Origin of the sequence: Lunatimonas sp., from assembly GCF_020832325.1 — a bacterium.
In the GTDB taxonomy this organism is placed as follows: Bacteria; Bacteroidota; Bacteroidia; order Cytophagales; family Cyclobacteriaceae; genus Lunatimonas.
The window spans coordinates 135922-155401 of the sequence record NZ_JAFIEU010000019.1; the positions used below are offsets into that span (position 1 = coordinate 135922).

The window sequence follows — 19480 nt, forward strand, 5'->3', positions numbered from 1 at the left end:
ACCCGTTAAACATTGGGGTTTGTATTCAATAGGCGACCTACCTAAAGGTGGGCAGGGGTTCCATGAGGTCATTAACGAATAAACTATAGAAAAATGAAAAAGATATTGATAGTAGCAATGGGTTCCTTATGTATGTTCGGTTCCTGTAGCCAGGATTTTCTGGATGAATATCCTCCGCATCTAATTACAGCTGGCAATTTTTACCAAAACGAAAATCAATTGGTAATGGCCGCCAATTCAGTTTATAATCAACTTTATAACGTATGGGGCCCTTTGTCTTTACCTTATGCATATGGCGATGCATATGGAGGGGATTCATACATTTTTTTAACAGTGGGTACTTCTGGTGATTGGTTCGATATGGCCAATGATATGAACGTATTCTCAGCCAGTGGGCCTGTTGAAAGCGCGTGGAATAGTTACTATAACGGGATTTTTAGGGTCAATGACTTTTTGGAAGAACTAGAAGCAGCTTCCAGCGTCATTACTACCCCAGGCTTGAAAGATCGTTTGCGTGCCGAGGCGTTGTTTGTAAGGGGCTGTTTTTATTATTATCTGGCACAGTGCTTTGGTGGGGTGCCGTTAGTAACAGAGGTACTTACACCAACTCAGGCCATTGTTCTGTCTCAGAATACCGAAGCAGAAATCATCGCCAAGGTCGAAGAGGATTTACGTTTTGCGGTAAGTAATCTGCCACCGTCTTATAACAACCAAAACCGAGGCCGGGTTACCAGTCACGCTGCTAGAGCGATGCTTGCAAGGGTATTTATGTCTTATGGTAAAAATGGGGAGGCTCGAGAACTGCTTGAACAGGTCATCAATAGCGGACAATTTACCTTGGATAGCAATCGAGATGGAGTTGTTGGACCGGAGGACTATGCCCATGTTTTTGACGCCTATACAAAAAACTCACCTGAATGCGTATTGGAGCTTCAGTTTATACATGGAATAACTGGTAGATGGCATAATTACGTTGAAAACTACACCCCTACAGTACCATTCTTTACCTTTCCAGGGCAAACGCAGCCAGTAGGTACATGGGGGCTTGGAGCTGTTGAGGAGCGCCTTTTCGAGGCTTTTGAGCCCAACGACGAGGTAAGGAGGTCTATTTCTGCGGTGATGTTTATTACGAATCCGTCGAATGGTAGTCCGTTCTTTGCGCCTCATACAGCGAAATACTACCATGGCTTTAGAGATCTATTTAACAACGGATCTAACGTGCCGATTATCCGGTATTCCGAGATTCTGCTCAGCTATGCCGAACTTACCAACGATGCGCAGTACCTCAATATGGTTAGATCCAGAGCGGGTTTACCCGGTTATGGACAGCCCGGCTATCCATCCCATATTAATTCGCTTGCAGAGGCCATTGAACATGAAAGAAGGGTTGAGTTCAGTTTTGAGTTTCAAAGGGGGTTTGACCTGAGGCGAACAGGAAGGTTTTTAGAGGTCAAAGGAAAAGAACTTGGCCGGACGCTCGAACCTTGGCGCATCCACTTTCCGATTCCTCAGAACGTAATTGATGTAAACACCAACATGCGCCAAAATCAGGGCTATTAGGTGGAAAAATCCATTGGCAGTAAACTTGATATGATTAATAGGATAAGGTTTTCTTTATCTCAATCCCTTCTATTGGGAGTTATGCTAGTGGCTGCTATGGCTGGATCGGCTTGTCAGCGAAACTTCAAGGTTTCCGAGGCGCCGATCCAGCCTCATTTTTTCCAATGGCAAACAGCGACAATACCATTGTCTGGTACCTGGGATTTTGGGCTTGACCCTGAGCATTTAGGTATCAAGGAGCGATGGTTTTCGCAAAAGTTAACCGATACGGTGACTCTGCCCGGCACAACCGATGAAAACAAGAAAGGCCAATTCATCGACGAGCGGGTAGATGACCGTCTGTCCCGGGTATGGTTTTGGAAAGGTGCCGCTTGGTATCAAAAGGAAGTGGAGATACCGGCAGATTGGATAGGCAAGCGGATCCAATTGTTTCTGGAGCGAACCAAGGATACCCATGTTTGGGTGAACGATACCTACGTAGGATACGAAAACACGTTAAGCGGACCCCAGTTTTTTGACCTGACGGCCGCGGCTAAAGAGGGAACAAACCGGCTATCACTTTTGATAGACAACTCCATTTTGCCACCCGTTGGACCTGCGCACGCCATTGATGAACGTACCCAGACGAATTGGAATGGGGTGGTGGGTCGGCTTGAGCTACAAGCCACCGATCCGGTGTGGATTGATCAGGTACAAACCTATCCGGATGTAGCCAACAACCGTGTAAAGGTCGTTGCTACAATTGGAAACATCACCTCAAATCCCGTCAACGGCACGATGGAAGTCCAAGCAGAAAGCTGGAACGTCCGTGATCCCGTCACTTTTAAAGGGTATAAACAAGAGCTTGTACAGCTTGTTGATGGACAGACGCTGGAGTTTTTTTATGATTTTGGCACGCTGGCTCCTCGCTGGGATGAGTTTGATCCGGCATTGATCCGCCTAACAATCAGCCTGTCGGTTACAGACGGCATATCTTCGTATCGCCATTCCATGGTTACGGATTTCGGTATGAGGGAATTTGTCCAGAAAGGCAAGCACCTGCTCATCAACGGTGATCGGGTTTTTCTTCGTGGCCGAATCGACTGTGCGAATTATCCGCTTACCGGATACGCCCCGATGGATCGGGAAAGTTGGCTGGGGATGTTTCGTCTATTAAAGGCCTATGGGATCAACCACTGGCGCTTTCATACCTGGTTTCCCCCAAAGGAAGCTTTGGTGGCCGCAGATATGGTAGGGGTGTATTTACAGCCGGAACTCCCCAACAAGCGAAGTGGAATGGATCTAAGGAGTATGGACGATGAGGAAGCGATGAAAGTCCATAACCCCGATTACCTAGCTATAAGCGGCTCCAAGTTTAATATGACGCTAAAGGACTATCTGCATAAGGAGGCGGAATTGATATTTCGCTACTTCGGCAATCATCCGTCCTTTACGCTGTTTACGCTTGGAAATGAGTTGGGGCGGAACCCGAGTATGTTCGAATTGGTGGCAGGTTTCAAAGAGATGGACAGCAGAAGACTGTATGCTCAGGGAAGCAACAACATGCACTGGGAGCCTTCGTTTGCGGAAGGAGATGACTTTTGGGTTATCAGTCGAACGGACACCAACCTTCATGTGCGCGGGGCTAATTTTCATGGAGCCGTTTCCAGTGGGCACGTGGATAATCTACCGCCATCTACGCTGATTGACTACGACCATTCGATCGGACACGTAGAGGTTCCCGTGATTGCCCATGAAACAGGTGCCTATCAGGTTTCTCCTGATTTTTCGGAAATACCCAAATTCACAGGAGTCACCCGAGCGAGGAATTTTGAGCTTTTTGAGCAGCGTTTAAAAGACGCCCAAATGTATGATCAGTACCCTGCTTTTGTAGCTGCTTCGGGAAAATTGGCAGCCATCTGCTATCGGGAGGAAGTGGAGGCAGCGTTACGTACGTCAGATCTTGCCGGATTTCAATTGCTGGATATCATGGATTTTCCAGGGCAGGGAACCGCTCCCGTGGGTATTCTGAACGTGTTTATGGAGTCCAAAGGTCTTATTGAACCGGAAGAGTGGAGAAGGTTTTGCAGCGAAGTGGTGCCTTTGCTAAAAATGGAAAAGTATACATGGACCAATGAAGAGACATTTTCAGCCCAAGTGGATGTAGCGCATTACGGAAAGTCCGATTTTCTGAATCCCACGCTCATTTGGGAGCTAAAAGACCGCAAGGGAAAAACCTATAGAATAGGTAAACTTCAAAATGGCGACATCCGAAAGGGAATGTTGCATGAAGTAGGCAAAATCAGTTTTCCATTGAATGAAATTTTGGTTGCCGAGAAGTTGACTCTTACCCTTTCCATCGAGGGGACATCCTATAGTAATAAGTATGATGTTTGGGTTTATCCCGAGTCGGTTGACTTGAAGGTTCCGGATGAAACGCTGGTCTCCAGAAGGCTGGATGCAAAGACCATGCAACATTTGGAAAGTGGCGGAAAGGTAATCCTGTTTCCGGAACATGACCGATTGCCCTATTCTATCAGGGGAGCCTTTCAGACCGACTACTGGAGTTATCCTATGTTCTTGCGTTCTGCGCTCAATCAAGGAAAGGAGCCGGCTCCAGGGTCATTGGGTTTTGTGTGTGATCCGGATTCGCCGTTGCTCGCCAATTTTCCAACAGAGTTTCACAGTAATTGGCAATGGTGGCATTTGGTGAAAAATGCCCGACCGATAATTCTGGATAATACGCCGGCTGATTACAGGCCGCTGGTTCAGACCATTGACAATTTTGCTCGAAACCATAAGCTGGGGATGATATTCGAGACGAAAATGGGGAAAGGCAGTGTCCTGGTCTGTGCCATTGATATTCCGAATCTCCAGCATTTGCCGGAGGCTAGGCAGTTGTATTACAGTTTAATCCAGTATGTGAATTCTCCTGTATTTTCACCTCAGTTCGCACTTGACACATCGCTGATCGCACAGATATTGCCCTGATTTGGGTGCAGGATAGTGGAGAAAGTCTCCGAGTAACTGTCGGGGTCACCTTTCGTAGTCCCGTTCGAAGGATAGCAAATAGTAGGTGCCTACTCGCAGTCCTAAGTCATGAATAATCATTAGGTTAAAACATGATAACAAGACGGGACTTAAATGAATGTATGAATAAACTAACCATAGTGTAACAAGCTTAAACACGACCATGGAGAATCCAGTAAAGAAACTAACGCTACTAGGTTTGTTTACGCTAGCAGGAATCGTTTTTTCTTCTTGTTCTTCTGAAGATGGCCCAGAAGACCACATAAAGTTGTGGTATACCAGTCCTGCCAAGGTAATTGAAAATGAAAATTTTTCTCATCAACGGGAATGGCTAAAGGCTCTTCCGCTTGGCAATGGTTCTTTGGGGGCGATGGTATTTGGAGATGTTAATTTGGAGAGGATACAACTGAATGAGCAAACCATGTGGTCGGGAAGCCCCACGGACAACGACAACCCTGAAGCTCCGAAGGCCTTGGACAAAATCCGAAATTTGCTTTACCAGGGAAAATACCTAGAGGCTACCCAACTTACCAATGAAACCCAAATTTGCTTGGGTGTTGGCTCAAGGCGTGGAGGTCCATTTGGAAGCTTTCAAACCCTTGGCGAGTTATGGTTCGATTTTGGAACTGACGCTGAATTTCATAATTATCAGAGAGAGTTGGATTTGGAAGATGCTGTGGTTAGGGTGAAGTATGCACAAGATGGTGTGAATTATTCCCGGGAGATATTTGCTAGCTATCCCGATCAGGTGCTGGTAGCACGGTTTTCGGCTGATCAACCCGGTAGCATTTCTTTTTCATGTAAAATGGATAGGCTTGAGCGTTTTACTACCCATACAGAGGATCAACAATTGATCATGAAAGGAGCGCTTTCTGATGGTAAAGGAGGTGACGGCCTCGAATATATGGCTAGACTTGCCGCGCTCAACACCAACGGCACGGTAAGCTACACGGATTCTACGGTTATCGTAAAAGATGCCGATGAGGTGACAATGATCCTTTCGGCATCTACAGATTACGTATTAAGCTATCCCACCTACAAAGGTACAGACTATGAATGTGTTACCGATACCCATCTCAAGGCCGCTTTAAAGGTACCCTATGAGCAGTTGTTTCAGAGGCATCTGGAGGAATACAAATCCTATTTTGATAGAGTACAATTTAGACTAGGTGAAACCAGGATCGACGATATCGCTACTGATAAGAGAATAGCACGTGCCAAACAGCTGAGAGGGGATTCGCGATTGGTTGAGCTGATATTTCAGTATGGAAGATACTTATTGATTGCCTCATCCAGGCCGGGGACAATGCCAGCGAATTTGCAGGGCTTATGGGCAGATCAAGTGCATTCGCCTTGGAACGGAGACTATCACACCGATGTAAACATCCAAATGAACTATTGGCCAGCTGGAGTGACCAACCTTTCTGAACTGCAGCTTCCTATGTTTAATTTAATCAACTCTTTGGTAAAGCCGGGTGAACGAACTGCGAAGATCCAATACGATCATAGCGGATGGGTAGTACATCCTATTGCCAATGTATGGGGCTTTACTTCTCCCGGAGAAAAAGCGAGTTGGGGTATGCATTTGGGGGCAGGTGCTTGGCTTTGCACCCATATATGGGAACACTACCTTTATACGGGAGATAAGGAATTTTTAGCCCAGATGTATCCGGTGATGTGGGGATCTGTCATGTTTTATCTGGATTGGTTGGTGGAGCACCCACAAACCGGAAAATTGGTTTCTGGCCCGGCGGTTTCTCCAGAGAACACCTTTGTTGCGCCCGATGGCAGCCATAGTCAGATAAGCATGGGGCCTGCACATGATCAGCAGGTGATTTGGCAACTTTTTACAGATTTTGTTTCCACTTCTACGGAATTAAATAAGATGGATGAGCTAGTTAGAAAGGTATTGGATGCAAGGGAGAGACTTGCTGGTCCCGAGATCGGCTCGGACGGACGGATTATGGAATGGGCAGAAGAATTCCCGGAAGTAGAGCCAGGTCATCGGCACATATCACACCTGTTCGCTTTGCACCCAGGTTCTCAAATCAATATGGAAGAAACTCCCGAGTTGGCCGCAGCGGCCAAGAAGTCACTTGAATTTCGAATTCAAAACGGGGTTGGCGATACCCAGGCTGGGACGTTTGGTTGGAGCGCAGCCTGGCTGATTAGCCAGTATGCGAGATTGCAGGAACCGGAAAAGGCAAGTGAAAGTCTCAATACCATTTTGTCAGGGAGTGTTGAACCAAATCTGTTCAATTTGCATCCGCCCTTCCAGATTGATGGCAACTTTGGAACGACCGCTGGGATCGCAGAAATGCTCATCCAAAGTCATACGGGAGTCATTCAACTCTTGCCCGCATTGCCCATAGAATGGTCTTCCGGTGAGGTTAAAGGGCTGAAAGCTCGGGGAGGATTTGAGGTGGACATATACTGGGAAAACAACCGCCTAATTCGCGCTTTAATCAAGTCAAATCGTGCTGGTTCAGTTGTGGTTAGGTATTTGGGAAAGGAGGTTAAATTTGAGTTTAATGGCCGCGGAACGAAAGCCCTCCGTTTATCAGATTTTAAACTTGGATAATGTAGTTCAGGCCTGACGGTATTGATAAATTGGCTTTGTTGGTTTCAATAAACCGTATTGATGTATGACTATTGTCAAGGAATAATAGGGAATAAAAAATGTCTTATCGATATGAAGATATATAGCAATTTTATCAACTCGTTATTGGTTCTTTTGATCCTTGTTTTTTCCTCAGCTGTTGAGAAAAAGCCGAGGATTTTGATAATTGGAGATTCTATCTCCGGAGGATATACCCGCTATGTTACAGATCATTTCAAAGATCGGGCGGTTGTGATGCACAATCCAGGCAATGCTGGTGATACGGGAAAGGGATTGACGTACATCAGAGAATATATTGGTAATGGGGATTGGGACATCATACTGTTTAATTGGGGCCTACATGACCTTTGTTACAGGCATCCGGATTCCAAGTCGGCTGGTAACCGCGATAAAGTAAATGGTACGATAACTTTTACGGTGGATAAGTACAAGGAAAATCTTGAGTCATTGGTAGGAATCATGAAAGAGCTGAGTGACGCAAAGTTGGTTTTTGTAACCACAACCTTCGTTCCCGAAAATGAACCCGGAAGGTTCTCCAAAGATCCTATCATCTACAATAAAGTTGCACTTCAGGTTATGAAGGATCATTCTGTGACGGTCAAGGATATTTACAAGAAATCCAAAGTTATACATAAAGAACATGGGTTTGGTGATGATGATGTACATTTTACTGATGCAGGAAATAAAGAGTTGAGTAAACTAATTGTAGAGGTGCTTGAAAAAGTGTTGAATTAATGAATGTTGGCGTTATTAAATCCTTTATTCATACCATATTGAAATCATTGAAACGGGTAATATTTTATAGTGTATGTTCACTAATGATTTCTTGTGGCCATAAGAAGGAGCATGAAGATCTGGGGCAAAAGAAGCCAAACATACTATTTATCTATGCGGATGATTTGGGAAGTGGCCTTCTTGGTGTGAATGGACAGGAAATAATTAAGACTCCAAATATCGATAAGTTGGTACTGGAAGGGATGAGATTTACGAGAAGCTACAGCAGTAGCTATTGTTTGCCCGCTAGAGCCAGTCTTCTTACCGGGCTGCATGATAGTCATGCGAACGCGTGGAGGTATGTTGCTGGTGGAATTTGGATTGATTACAGGGATGGAAAACTCAGCTACCAGCAAGTTGTTGACAGTGTGAACAGAGCCCATGGAGAGATACCTGACGAAGAGGTTTTCTTACCGCAGTTACTGAAAGAGTCTGGCTATTATACCGCGCAGGTCGGTAAATTGGAATGGGGGTTTTCAACTACCCCAGACCGGCTTATCAGGCAGGGATGGGACTATCACTTTGGTTACTATGACCATCAAGACTGCCATGGGTATTATCCTAAATCCCTTTTCAGAAACGGGGAGGAGGTTTTTATAGAAGGTAACCATTCATCTAATAGCAAGGAGCCAGGAAGCACGTATTCCCAGGAGCTGTTTATAGAGGACATGGTAGATTTTATCAGAAACTATTCCAGTGACGAGCCTTTCTTTCTCTACCATCCCTCTCAGATTCCCCATGGAGACATCATGATTCCTCAAATACATCCGGATTTTATTGATAACGAGCAGTTGACGTTAACTCAGAAGGAATATGCATCCATGGTCAAAATGCTTGATGAGCACGTAGGGGTTCTTTTGGATGAGCTGGTCAAAAAAGGTATTGATGATAATACCGTGGTTATTTTTTCTGTGGATAACGGTCACGAGATTTATTACGAGCTAGCACATCAAAAGGTGTACGATGAGAGTAAGAGCATGCTTTCCGATAAATTTGACAGCGAACAGGATGGAGATGTTTTCAATGGAAATCAAAATTTATCAGGCAAAAAGTTTTCTTTTTGGGAAGGGGGGATCAAAGTACCTTTATTTGTGCGGTGGCCTAGTGTAGTTGAGCCCGGTAGCACTTCAGACCTTCTTGTCGCCAATTATGACCTGATGCCAACACTTGCGGAAATAGTCGGTGCTGAAATGCCAGCTGGTAAAGATGGGATTTCTTACCTGCCCACGTTGAAGGGTGAATCAGCTGCCCAAATAGAACACATCTTTGTGATAAATAAAGGGTATGTAAGATATGCGCCCCATAGAGGGGCATCGCTGATATCCAATGATGGATGGAAACTAAGGTATTTTGAAGGAAGTGAAATCTACATGCTGCATGAGTTGACATCCGATCCCAAAGAAAATATTGATCTAGCGTTGGAATTTCCTGAAAAACTGGAGGAGCTCAAACAGCTGTTTCATTCGGAATACAACAGTCCTAGAAGGGATATACGGTCATTTCAGTTAAATTAATTCAATCTGTAGTTATTATGAGAAGTAAGGGGGTAAATAGCCGAGTTATAACGCTAATTCTAGTAGTTTCATCCATTAGCTGGGGGATCTCATCTTCTCTACTTACTCTATTTGAAGGCATCGATGGGAATAGCGATGCAAATGAAATCGAGACTAAACCGAATATCTTGTTTATTTTGACAGACGATCAGGCGTTTTCAACCATTGGGGCCTTAGGAAACACCCTGATACAGACGCCCACCATGGATGCTTTGGTGGCCGAAGGCACCCATTTTACCAATGCCTATGTGATGGGGGGAAGTTCTCCCGCAATATGTTCCCCTTCCCGGGCGATGCTTTTCAGTGGACGCACACTCTGGAACCTTGAAAATCAGGGCCAATATGGCTTCGAGATATCAGATGCCTATCAGACGTTGTTCCAGATTTTTCTAGAGAACGGGTACAACACCTTTGCGACCGGCAAAAATGAGCCCGGCCGCGATGGACATTTTGCCCGTTCTTTCAATCACGCGGACAAGGTACTGTTTCGGGGCATGACCGGCTCCCAATACAGACTTCCTTTGGTGTCTTTTTCTCCGGAAGGAGACTACTCAAGGGAGCGGGAGGAAATTCATTCGGGAACCCATTCAGCCGAGGTGTACGCAGATGCGGCCATACGCTTTATCGAAGAGCAGGCAGATAGCGAGGTGCCATTTGTTGCCTATGTGGCCTTTCAAACTCCCCATGATCCAAGGCAGGCACCGACGGAGTTTCAGGCCAAGTATTCTGCCGATGAGATGGTTCTGCCCGCATCGTATTTACCCCAGCACCCATTTGACAATGGTATGCTGCGGATACGGGACGAGCAATTGGTGGGTTTTCCCCGCACACCTGACGAAATCCAGCAGCAAATTGCTGACTACTATGCCATGGTTTCCCACGATGACTTCCAGATAAGCCGTATACTCGAGGCCTTAAAGCGGTCGGGACATTACGAAAATACGATCATTGTGTTTACCTCCGACAATGGGCTAGCTGTTGGTAAACATGGGCTAATGGGGAAGCAAAACCTGTATGAACATTCGATTCGTGTGCCGCTCGTGTTAGTAGGGCCAGGGATTCCAAAAGGAGAAGTGCGTGAACAACTTTGCTATATCTACGATATAAACCCCACCCTGTGTGATCTTGCGGGATTGCCGGTACCTGAAGCGGTTCAATTTAAAAGCATGGCAGATTTGATTGCAGACCCGGATAATCAGCACCGAGAGCATCTTTACTTCGCCTTTATGTACTGGCAACGTGCTGTCCGAGACGATCGGTTTAAATTGATCGAATATGCGGTTGACAATAGGCGTTTTACCCAGTTGTTTGATTTAACAACAGACCCCGAGGAACGGATTAACCTTGCCGGGCAACCAAACTACCTAAAGGACTTATCCAGATTAAGGAAAGTATTGCTTACCGAGAAGGCGCATCAAAACGACGGTAACTCCACTTCAGAGTTTACCACCGGACAGGGAAACGCATTCTGGAATACCTATGAGAGGGAAGCGAAAACGGAAATCCCTGTATTCGAATTTGAACAAACAGAATCGTTCCGCTGAAAAAAAATCCCATTAACTTTAACCAAAACAGTTTATTTAGAGCTACTTTCTATCGCATTAATGCTTCCACTATGAGTATTATATTAAAAATCATTCTAGGTGTCATGACCGGTTCGTTTGGGTTCTACTACTTTTCCGATGTTTTTAGACACCGGAAGATTTTTTCAGGTAAGCCCTGGTCTGGGCTTTTGGGAACTGGATTCATCACCAATTTTTTTGACACCCTTGGGATCGGGAGTTTTGCGCAGCAGACAGCCATCTTTAAGTTTTTTAAATTGGTCGATGACCGGCTAATTCCGGGAACCATGAACGTAGGCAATACCATTCCTACGGTAACCCAAGCGTTTATATTTATGACGGTGGTCGAAGTAGATCCAATTACCTTGATTACCATGTCCACGGCCGCTCCCTTGGGAGCCATTTTGGGTGCCGGTATGGTGTCCAAGATGTCACGGCGCAAAATTCAGATCGGATTAGGGTCCGGCTTATTGGCCGTTGCTCTGATTATAATAGCCGGTTTTTTGGATTGGATGCCGGTCGGAGGGGAAGCCATCGGGCTTACGGGGTGGAAATTGGCGCTTATTGTGGGGATGAGTTTTGTTTTTGGGGCTTTGCAAACCATCGGAGTCGGGTTTTATGCGCCCTGTATGGCCATGGTTTATGCGCTCGGCATGCATCCACTTACCGCCTTCCCCATCATGATGACCGCAACGGGCATGTTAATGGCAGCAGGCGGAGCAAGATTTGTCAAGCAAGGAGCCTATGATAGGAAAGTTGCCATTTCGCTGACGATCGCCGGTATTTTTGGTGTTTTTTTGGCTGCATTTGTGGTCAAATCCCTGCCTCTGTTAATCCTCAAATGGGTGGTGCTGTGCATTGTGTTGTATACATCGGGATGGATGTTTCTGTCTGCGGCACAAAAGGAACCTGGTACCAAAGTGGCGGTTGGTTGAAAGGAATGATTTTTTGGCTAGCTATCCTAAAAAAATGACGGAATATCGATGACTATACATATTTAAGCTAAAACAAATGAGATTTAAACGCACGCTTCCCTTTCTTGTATTGGCACTAATTGTTGGATGTCACCAACCGATCGATCATTTTACCGAAATCATAGACCTATCGGGACGTTGGAGTTTTGAGTTAGACCCGGATGGTAGAGGGCTGGAGGAAGGATGGTTTGGCAAGATATTTTCCGATTCGGTGCAATTGCCCGGTACTACCGATGAGAACCAGAAAGGTGAATTTATTGATGAGCGTGCGGAAGACCGTCTCTCTCGCGTTTGGTACTGGAAAGGTGCGGCTTGGTATCAAAAGGAAATCGAAATCCCTACCTCTTGGCAAAAAAAACGGGTGCAGTTATTCTTGGAGCGTACCAAAGACACCCATGTTTGGCTAAATGGCACGTATTGCGGTTATGAAAATACCTTGAGTGCACCCCAGTATTTTGATCTTACCAAGGCCATTGTCCCTGGCAAAAACGTCATTACGGTTTTAGTGGACAATGCCAAGCTACCTCCTGTAGGCCCGTCTCATGCTGTAGATGAACGTACGCAGACCAATTGGAATGGGATCGTAGGTAGAATGGAAATGCAGGCTACCGACCCTATCTGGATTGATGAGGTACAGGTCTATCCGGATGTGGCAAATAATCGCGTGAAACTAAGGGTAAAAATTGGAAATATCACCCAAAGGGATGCTTTCGGGCAGATAACACTTCAGGCTACGACTTGGAACACAACAAAAGCCATACGCTTTTCCTCGCACCAGGAGGCAGTGTCGGAGATAGGAAGTCAATCTGAGGTATACATCGATTTTTTATTTGATAAAAAGGCACCGCTTTGGGATGAGTTTGATCCAGCGATGATCCGCCTACAAGTGACATTGGATGCTGAATCCGACGGGGAACGGTATCAGCATACCGGCCTAATAGATTTCGGGATGCGGGAATTCAAACGGGAGGGTAGGTTCTTGACCAATAATGGGAACCGCATTTTTTTGCGAGGGCGTATTGACTGCGCCAATTTCCCCATTACAGGCTATGCGCCGATGGACAGGGAGTCCTGGATAGAGATGTTTCGAACATTGAAGTCCTATGGAATCAACCACTGGCGGTTTCATTCTTGGTTTCCTCCCAAGGAGGCATTGGTAGCTGCAGACATGGTTGGTGTCTATCTACAGCCGGAGCTCCCTAATAAGCGCAGCGGCATGGATCAACGCAGTATGGAACAAGAGGAAGTCCGAAAAATATACAACGTGGATTACCTTGAACTAGAGGGAAGCAAGTTCAATCTGACATTGCAAGAATACCTCGAAAAGGAAGCCGATCTTATTTTTAGACATTTTGGCAACCACCCTTCTTTTACCATGTTCACCTTAGGAAACGAGTTGGGGAGAAATCAGGCGATGTTTGATCTCGTGGCAGCCTTTAAAGCAAAAGACCCTAGAAGACTATACGCGCAAGGCAGCAACAACATGCACTGGGAACCTTCTCTAGCTGAAGGGGACGATTTTTGGGTGATTGGTGCTACCGCGGATAGCCTTCCTGTGCGAGGATCCTTTGCGTATATTTCAAAGAATGCGCCTTATGGACACATCAACGAGCAGTCTCCCTCTACCTTGGTAAACTTTACGCCATCTATTGCACATGTAGAGGTTCCGGTGATCGGGCACGAAACCGGTCAGTTTCAGGTATCGCCTGATTTCAATGAGATTCCAAAGTATACTGGTGTGACCCGTGCGAGAAACTACGAGTTGTTTCGAGAGAGACTGGAAAAGGCGAACATGTTGGACCAAGCTGACGACTTTGTAAAAGCGTCCGGAAAGCTCGCGGTGATCTGTTACCGGGAGGATATTGAGGCCGCACTGCGCACCCCTGACTTCGGGGGATTTCAATTGCTGGATATCATGGATTTTCCGGGGCAGGGAACCGCCCCAGTTGGTATTATGAATGTGTTTATGCAGTCTAAAGGGCTCATTACTCCGGAAGAATGGAGGCAGTTTTGCAGTGAAGTGGTTCCGTTGCTGAAAATGGAAAAATATACCTGGACTACCACTGAGACGTTCGAGGCGTCATTGGATGTAGCCCATTACGGGCCGAGGGACTTGGTCAATGCGAAGATAAACTGGCAGCTTGCCGATCTATCCGGAAAGGTGATCGTAGAGGGTAGTCAGGATGCCGGTACCATTTCCCGCGGAGCGTTGCGGGAAATTGGCGAAATCCGTATTCCGCTCACTGAGGTAAAGGGACCGCAGCAGGTGAAGATATCTGTGGCCATTGCCGAAACCCTCTATAAAAACACCTACGATCTTTGGGTCTACCCCGATGAAATCGATACCAGTGTGCCTTCCGATATTTTGGTTTCCCGGCGTCTCGACGAATCTGCCAAAAGTCACCTAGAAATGGGAGGGAAAGTTATCCTGTTCCCTGAATTGGACCGACTTCCAAAGTCCATTGAGGGATCGTTTATTACAGATTTTTGGTCCTGGCCCATGTTTGCAAGGGGTGCTGCCAATCGCGGAGTCGATCCGGCGCCGGGTTCTTTGGGGTTCATCTGCGATCCCGATTCTCCGCTACTTAGGGAATTTCCGACGGAATTTCACAGTAATTGGCAATGGTGGCATTTGGTGAAAAATAGCCGACCGATTATCCTAGATGAAACGCCTGCGGATTTTCGTCCGCTCATACAAACAATCGATAATTTTGGGAGAAATCACAAGCTTGGAACCGTTTTCGAGACCAAATATGGTAAGGGAAGTTTGCTGGTTTGCGCTATTGATCTTCCTAACCTGTTGGATCACCCAGAAGCCAGGCAGTTGAATTATAGTATATTAAACTATGTTGAATCGGATCAATTTGATCCTTCTACAGAGATAGATCGAACGCTGTTACAAAAGTTGTTGCCCTAAAAAACCAAACCGATTGTTCATGAACAAAGATAATACAAGACGGAGATTTATACAGGCATCGGGTACGATGGCCTTGGGAATCATGGGAGTACCCGCGATTGTTTCCGGACGAAACGACGTGTTTAATAGCTTCGGAAATCTGGATATCAGTTCCCTGTTTGAGTCGAACAGGGAAGATGCCCTGCGGATAGCGGAGCGGGTGATGGAGAAATGTGTGTTGGATCGAATATTGCCTCCTACTCCTCCGATGAAGCATCATTGGGTGCAGCCAGGCGGGCCGTATTACCTCGGTCAGTGGATATGGGATACCATGTTTGTGGTAGACCTGTTAGCTATTTTGCCGGATAAAAAGGAGCTGATACGGGAGATCTTCCAAAACTACTGGGACTTTCAAGATAGGTGGAACGACACGGTTCCGGACTTTGCGCAAGACATGATTACCGTGGCTATCAAGACGTTTCCACAGGAGTTGCGCATGTTCTCCCAGATCCCCATATTGGCATGGGGATTGGAACGGGTATATTCCCGCAACGGAGATAAAGAGCTGCTGAAGCAATGCCTACCCCGGTTGGAGAAATGGCACGATTGGTACTGGCGTGAGCGGGATGTCACCAATATAGGTATGGTTACCATTGGCTCATACAGTGGCGATATTCAGCATGCCAGGTGGGAGACCTTTGATTATGAGTGTAATATGGATGATCTAACGCTGCAAAAGCATCCCACGCGCAGGAATCAACTTGAAGGCAATTGGTATGGTGATATGTGGGTGACCGGCAATACAGCCTATTTGATTATGGGGGAAAAGAGCTTGGTGCGCTTGGCGGAAGAAATTGGGGATATGGGGATGGCATCCCGAAGAAAGCCCTTTATTGAAAAAGCGGTAAATGCCATGCGTCGATACATGTGGGATGAGGAAGCTGGAACTTTCCTTTCGGTAAAGATGGACACCATGGAGAAAATACCTGTAGCCACGATCAGTAGCTGGGTGCCTTTGGCAGCAGGTGTTCCTACGGCAGCCATGGCCAAGCGTATGGCTGAAGAGCTGGGGTCAGAAGCTTGGCAGACCCCAGTACCCGTTCCGACCGTAGACCCTAGAGATCCCCGTTGGCTATCCAACCGCTTTTGGCGTGGAGATACATGGCCTCCCACGAATTACCAGATTGCATCCGGATTGGCAGCTTATGGATACAAGGAACTCGCTGCAAAGATCGCAGACGCAAACGTGGAAAATGCCATCAAAAATGGACTAAACGAGCACTACGATTCCATATCGGGGAAGCCCCTGGGAGTGAAGGATTATTGCATGGCTGCCACCATCGCGACGATGATGCTGGATGGATTGACCAAGAAGTATACCTTGAAGATTGCAGGAAAATAGCTATTGGATTTTATAGTTCACTTCATTCGGAAAACGATTTGGTTACATGTGCTTTTGGTTTCATGGATAACCTATTCTGCCGTGGGACAGCATCTTGTAAAGGCTCCAAATATCATTTTGATTTTCTGCGATGATCTAGGTTATGGGGACTTGTCTGGCTACGGATCCATCTGGAACCAAACTACGGAAATAGACAAGATGATGACCGAAGGACTTCGTTTTACGATTTGGGGATTGAAAACTTAATTTATTGCTTGATTTTTCTGCTCAAGAACGGGAAAATATCTTCAGGTCTACGTATAATTTGACCCAATTTCCAGAAAAACTGGAGCTTTATAACTTGCGGGAAGATCCAGGTGAAACCATCGACTATGTTGAGGTGCAACCTGAAATCGTCCAAAAGCTGTTGAAGACGGTTGATAAACACTGAATTTTTCGTACTTTTAGACAAATAGTACGTTGAATGTACTATCGGGGAAAACGATCATTCTGCCATTCAACTGTAACCTCCCAGAATTATGAAAAACCGGTTATGTTTTTTGCTTTTCATTGCTTTTACGGCCTGTGTTTCCCCAGCAGATCCAAGTTACCCTGAGGAACCTGTTATTCCTGCTCCTCCAACTCCCCCTTCTCCTCCAGCGCAAGAAAGCGGAAGAAATATTTGTGTTTTTGACTTATCCGAAAAGGAAGGTGAATTTGAACTTACTGGAAAATGGGAATTTGTTGGCTTTCAAGACATGCATTCTGGTCGACTGGATAACCTTACCTGTTTGGCCCGTATTGCTGAATTTACTTTAACTGGAGAGGACTATGACAATTTGTTTCAAGTCATCTTGAATCTTTCTCAAGATGGCAAACAGTGTAGCGAATCTATCTATTTTGACGCCATTAGTTTTAGTTCCCATTTGCAAGGTTGTTACCAAGTCGATGAGGAGGTCATCACTTTTGTCATACCAGACAGCGGCATAAGGACAATTCCTAGCTTTGCCGGCACTACCTTTCCCGTGCAGGGTTTTGAAATTAAGTTTTTAGAAGGCTTGCGTTCAGCGAAGCATTTCCAAATGGAAAATAACAAGCTGTTCCTTTATGGTGAAAAGGAAGAGGAAAGAATGGTTTTTATTTCCCTAGATGAATAGGTTACAAAGAATTATTTTTAGGCGGTAAGTAGTTCCAGTTTAGTCATTGGTTGACAGTAAAACTTCCAGCTTGAATTTTTAATGGATGTTCGACTCCATTAATAAGTCATGGGTCAGACACAGCTTGTTTTTATTGTTCCGGTTGTTTTGCCATGCCTCGACTTCACGAATCACGGTTTTTATATCTGGGATGTATAATACCTTTCCAGATCGCATTTTCAGATAAACCAATCACCGGTTTTATCAAGCGTCGAATGGAGGATGAGGAACGCTATGTGGAAACCATCCTGAGCCAATCCAGCCAATACTACAAGGATTTGAACTCCTTGAATAATGAAGCGCATTTGAAGGTGATTGCCGTCTTTTATAATTGAGCTTTTAGCTGATAGCTATGAGCTTCAAGTGGAAAGTAGTTCATCGTTTAAAACTGCTTGCTTCGTAAGTTTCGAGTGTAATTTTTACCCTCTTCACTTGAACGAGGGTAAAAAATCGATAAATTTACCCTCGTTGATTTCTCAAGTGTAATCTTTACCCTCGTTCCTGAACATGTTCAATAGAAATATTCCATATAATTATCTCCCTGCCTTACCACCACAAATTGAATTGGAAACCAAAGGCATTCTTTTGAAAACAATCTCCGCAAGTAGGGCTTTGTCCCAACTGAATGGAGCTATTCGGAATTTACCCAATCCTACCTTGTTTTTGGACACTATCCATCTGCAGGAGGCAAAGGCTAGTTCCGCCATAGAAAATATCATTACAACCAATGATGACCTTTACCAATCACTAATTGCAGATAAAAAATTTGAAAATCCTGAGACTAAAGAGGTACTCAGGTATAAGCAAGCACTTTGGCTTGGTCTGGAGCGCTTGGAAGCACGACCATTTATTACGACCAATCTTTGCATAGAATTGGTTCAAACCATAAAAGGGAATACAGCTGGTATCAGAAACACTCCTGGTACTACACTATCAAATACAAATGGTGAGGTAATTTATACACCACCCGGCGGGGAAGATGTGATCAGGCAAAAATTAGTAGAGTGGGAAAAATTCATCAATGATGATGAATCCTTTGACCCTTTGATCAAAATGGCCCTTATGCACTATCAGTTTGAAGCAATTCACCCTTTTGCCGATGGCAATGGTCGAACGGGAAGAATTTTATTGCTCTTATTCCTTAAACAATCAGGGCTTCTGGATATTCCTGCTATTTATTTGAGTGAATATATCATACAACACAAAAATGATTACTACAGGCTTTTGAGGGGAGTAACTGAAGAACAAAATTGGGAAAAGTTTATCCGCTACATGCTCGAAATGGTTGAGAAAACTGCCAATCATGGATTAAAAAGATTGGAGAATGTAACCCAACTGATGGAATTTACCGCTGATAGTATTCGTGCAAAATTGCCCAAAATATATTCTAAAGATCTTGTAGAAATTATTTTTCGATTGCCATATACGAAAAGACAATCTTTGATAGATGCAGGTTTGGGAACTCCCAAAACTGTAGGGAATTATCTCAGCACCTTAGAAGAAGAAGGTTTTTTAGTTTCAAAAAAAGTAGGGAAAGAAAAACTTTATCTCAACACGCCTTTGATGAATATACTCGAAAATAGTGTTCTTGAATAATTTAGCCATGAGCTAGAAACCCAATTGTTGCTTTGTGAAAGATTATATCCACACATACCTGTAAGTGATCTGCTTCAACAACTGGAAGATGAGCAAAAGATGTTAACTGGGTACTATAATAAATTGATTTTCTAGAAAGGAGCTCCAAGCTTCAAGCTCGTAGCTAAAAGCTAACAGCTCGAAGCTCAAAACTATGATCAAATTCATCCAAAATGCCAAAAACAGCCATTGAACCAAGCCTTTCCCAAAAATTTCCGTCCAAGTAGGTTAAAATACCATGCCTTTTTGCTAAGATGATGGAGGAATTGGGGTTTGCTAAGCCCGATATTTGCTCTTTGCCAATGGAATAGGGCAAAGCC

General features: G+C 45.1%; 14 protein-coding genes. 13 read left to right on the forward strand and 1 reads right to left on the reverse strand.

Going from position 1 to position 19480, the window contains the following annotated elements:
- The first annotated feature begins 93 nt into the window (after positions 1-93).
- The 13 genes from JJU34_RS07635 to JJU34_RS07695 all read left to right on the forward strand — a co-directional run bounded on the left by JJU34_RS07635 (position 94) and on the right by JJU34_RS07695 (position 19121).
- A complete protein-coding gene (locus JJU34_RS07635; RefSeq protein ID WP_228691745.1) occupies positions 94-1560 on the forward strand; it encodes a RagB/SusD family nutrient uptake outer membrane protein in 1467 nt (488 codons plus the stop codon).
- 30 nt (positions 1561-1590) lie between these two features.
- Positions 1591-4530 (forward strand): sugar-binding domain-containing protein, encoded by a 2940-nt coding sequence (locus tag JJU34_RS07640; protein WP_228691746.1) that lies wholly within the window; start codon positions 1591-1593, stop codon positions 4528-4530.
- Positions 4531-4732: 202 nt separating this feature from the next.
- Complete coding sequence (locus JJU34_RS07645) at positions 4733-7150, forward strand: glycoside hydrolase family 95 protein (RefSeq protein WP_228691747.1); 2418 nt, start codon at positions 4733-4735, stop codon at positions 7148-7150.
- A 111-nt stretch (positions 7151-7261) separates the two neighbouring features.
- Positions 7262-7924: an SGNH/GDSL hydrolase family protein gene (locus JJU34_RS07650; protein WP_228691748.1), complete on the forward strand. Its 663-nt coding sequence runs from the start codon at positions 7262-7264 to the stop codon at positions 7922-7924.
- Positions 7925-8007: 83 nt separating this feature from the next.
- The gene (locus JJU34_RS07655; RefSeq protein ID WP_228691749.1) at positions 8008-9477 is read left to right on the forward strand and encodes a sulfatase-like hydrolase/transferase; all 1470 of its coding nucleotides are present in this window, start codon (positions 8008-8010) and stop codon (positions 9475-9477) included.
- Between the two features lie 17 nt (positions 9478-9494).
- The gene (locus JJU34_RS07660) at positions 9495-11060 is read left to right on the forward strand and encodes a sulfatase-like hydrolase/transferase (protein WP_228691750.1); all 1566 of its coding nucleotides are present in this window, start codon (positions 9495-9497) and stop codon (positions 11058-11060) included.
- 71 nt (positions 11061-11131) lie between these two features.
- Positions 11132-12013: a sulfite exporter TauE/SafE family protein gene (locus JJU34_RS07665; RefSeq protein WP_228691751.1), complete on the forward strand. Its 882-nt coding sequence runs from the start codon at positions 11132-11134 to the stop codon at positions 12011-12013.
- A gap of 76 nt (positions 12014-12089) precedes the next feature.
- The gene (locus tag JJU34_RS07670; protein ID WP_228691752.1) at positions 12090-14969 is read left to right on the forward strand and encodes a sugar-binding domain-containing protein; all 2880 of its coding nucleotides are present in this window, start codon (positions 12090-12092) and stop codon (positions 14967-14969) included.
- A gap of 19 nt (positions 14970-14988) precedes the next feature.
- Positions 14989-16350, forward strand: a complete 1362-nt coding sequence (locus JJU34_RS07675) for a trehalase family glycosidase (RefSeq protein WP_228691753.1) — start codon at positions 14989-14991, stop codon at positions 16348-16350.
- An 81-nt stretch (positions 16351-16431) separates the two neighbouring features.
- Positions 16432-16596 carry a sulfatase-like hydrolase/transferase gene (locus tag JJU34_RS07680; protein WP_228691754.1) on the forward strand — a complete coding sequence of 55 codons (165 nt, stop codon included), beginning with the start codon at positions 16432-16434 and terminating at the stop codon, positions 16594-16596.
- Positions 16597-16600: 4 nt separating this feature from the next.
- A complete protein-coding gene (locus JJU34_RS07685) occupies positions 16601-16780 on the forward strand; it encodes a hypothetical protein (protein ID WP_228691755.1) in 180 nt (59 codons plus the stop codon).
- Positions 16781-16868: 88 nt separating this feature from the next.
- A complete protein-coding gene (locus JJU34_RS07690; RefSeq protein WP_228691756.1) occupies positions 16869-17486 on the forward strand; it encodes a hypothetical protein in 618 nt (205 codons plus the stop codon).
- 546 nt (positions 17487-18032) lie between these two features.
- Positions 18033-19121, forward strand: coding sequence for a Fic family protein (locus tag JJU34_RS07695; RefSeq protein ID WP_228691757.1), 1089 nt, complete (start codon positions 18033-18035; stop codon positions 19119-19121).
- A gap of 163 nt (positions 19122-19284) precedes the next feature.
- Here the strand turns inward: JJU34_RS07695 and JJU34_RS07700 are convergent.
- The coding region (locus JJU34_RS07700; RefSeq protein WP_228691758.1) for a hypothetical protein at positions 19285-19480 on the reverse strand (196 nt) is incomplete at its 5' end.

Excerpts from the sequence above, each read along its gene's own strand:
- JJU34_RS07635 (WP_228691745.1), top strand. The coding sequence starts at position 94 with ATGAAAAAGATATTGATAGTAGCAATGGGTTCCTTATGTATGTTCGGT.
- JJU34_RS07640 (WP_228691746.1), top strand. The coding sequence starts at position 1,591 with ATGATTAATAGGATAAGGTTTTCTTTATCTCAATCCCTTCTATTGGGA.
- JJU34_RS07645 (WP_228691747.1), top strand. The coding sequence starts at position 4,733 with ATGGAGAATCCAGTAAAGAAACTAACGCTACTAGGTTTGTTTACGCTA.
- JJU34_RS07650 (WP_228691748.1), top strand. The coding sequence starts at position 7,262 with ATGAAGATATATAGCAATTTTATCAACTCGTTATTGGTTCTTTTGATC.
- JJU34_RS07655 (WP_228691749.1), top strand. The coding sequence starts at position 8,008 with ATGATTTCTTGTGGCCATAAGAAGGAGCATGAAGATCTGGGGCAAAAG.
- JJU34_RS07660 (WP_228691750.1), top strand. The coding sequence starts at position 9,495 with ATGAGAAGTAAGGGGGTAAATAGCCGAGTTATAACGCTAATTCTAGTA.
- JJU34_RS07665 (WP_228691751.1), top strand. The coding sequence starts at position 11,132 with ATGAGTATTATATTAAAAATCATTCTAGGTGTCATGACCGGTTCGTTT.
- JJU34_RS07670 (WP_228691752.1), top strand. The coding sequence starts at position 12,090 with ATGAGATTTAAACGCACGCTTCCCTTTCTTGTATTGGCACTAATTGTT.
- JJU34_RS07675 (WP_228691753.1), top strand. The coding sequence starts at position 14,989 with ATGAACAAAGATAATACAAGACGGAGATTTATACAGGCATCGGGTACG.
- JJU34_RS07690 (WP_228691756.1), top strand. The coding sequence starts at position 16,869 with ATGAAAAACCGGTTATGTTTTTTGCTTTTCATTGCTTTTACGGCCTGT.
- JJU34_RS07695 (WP_228691757.1), top strand. The coding sequence starts at position 18,033 with ATGTTCAATAGAAATATTCCATATAATTATCTCCCTGCCTTACCACCA.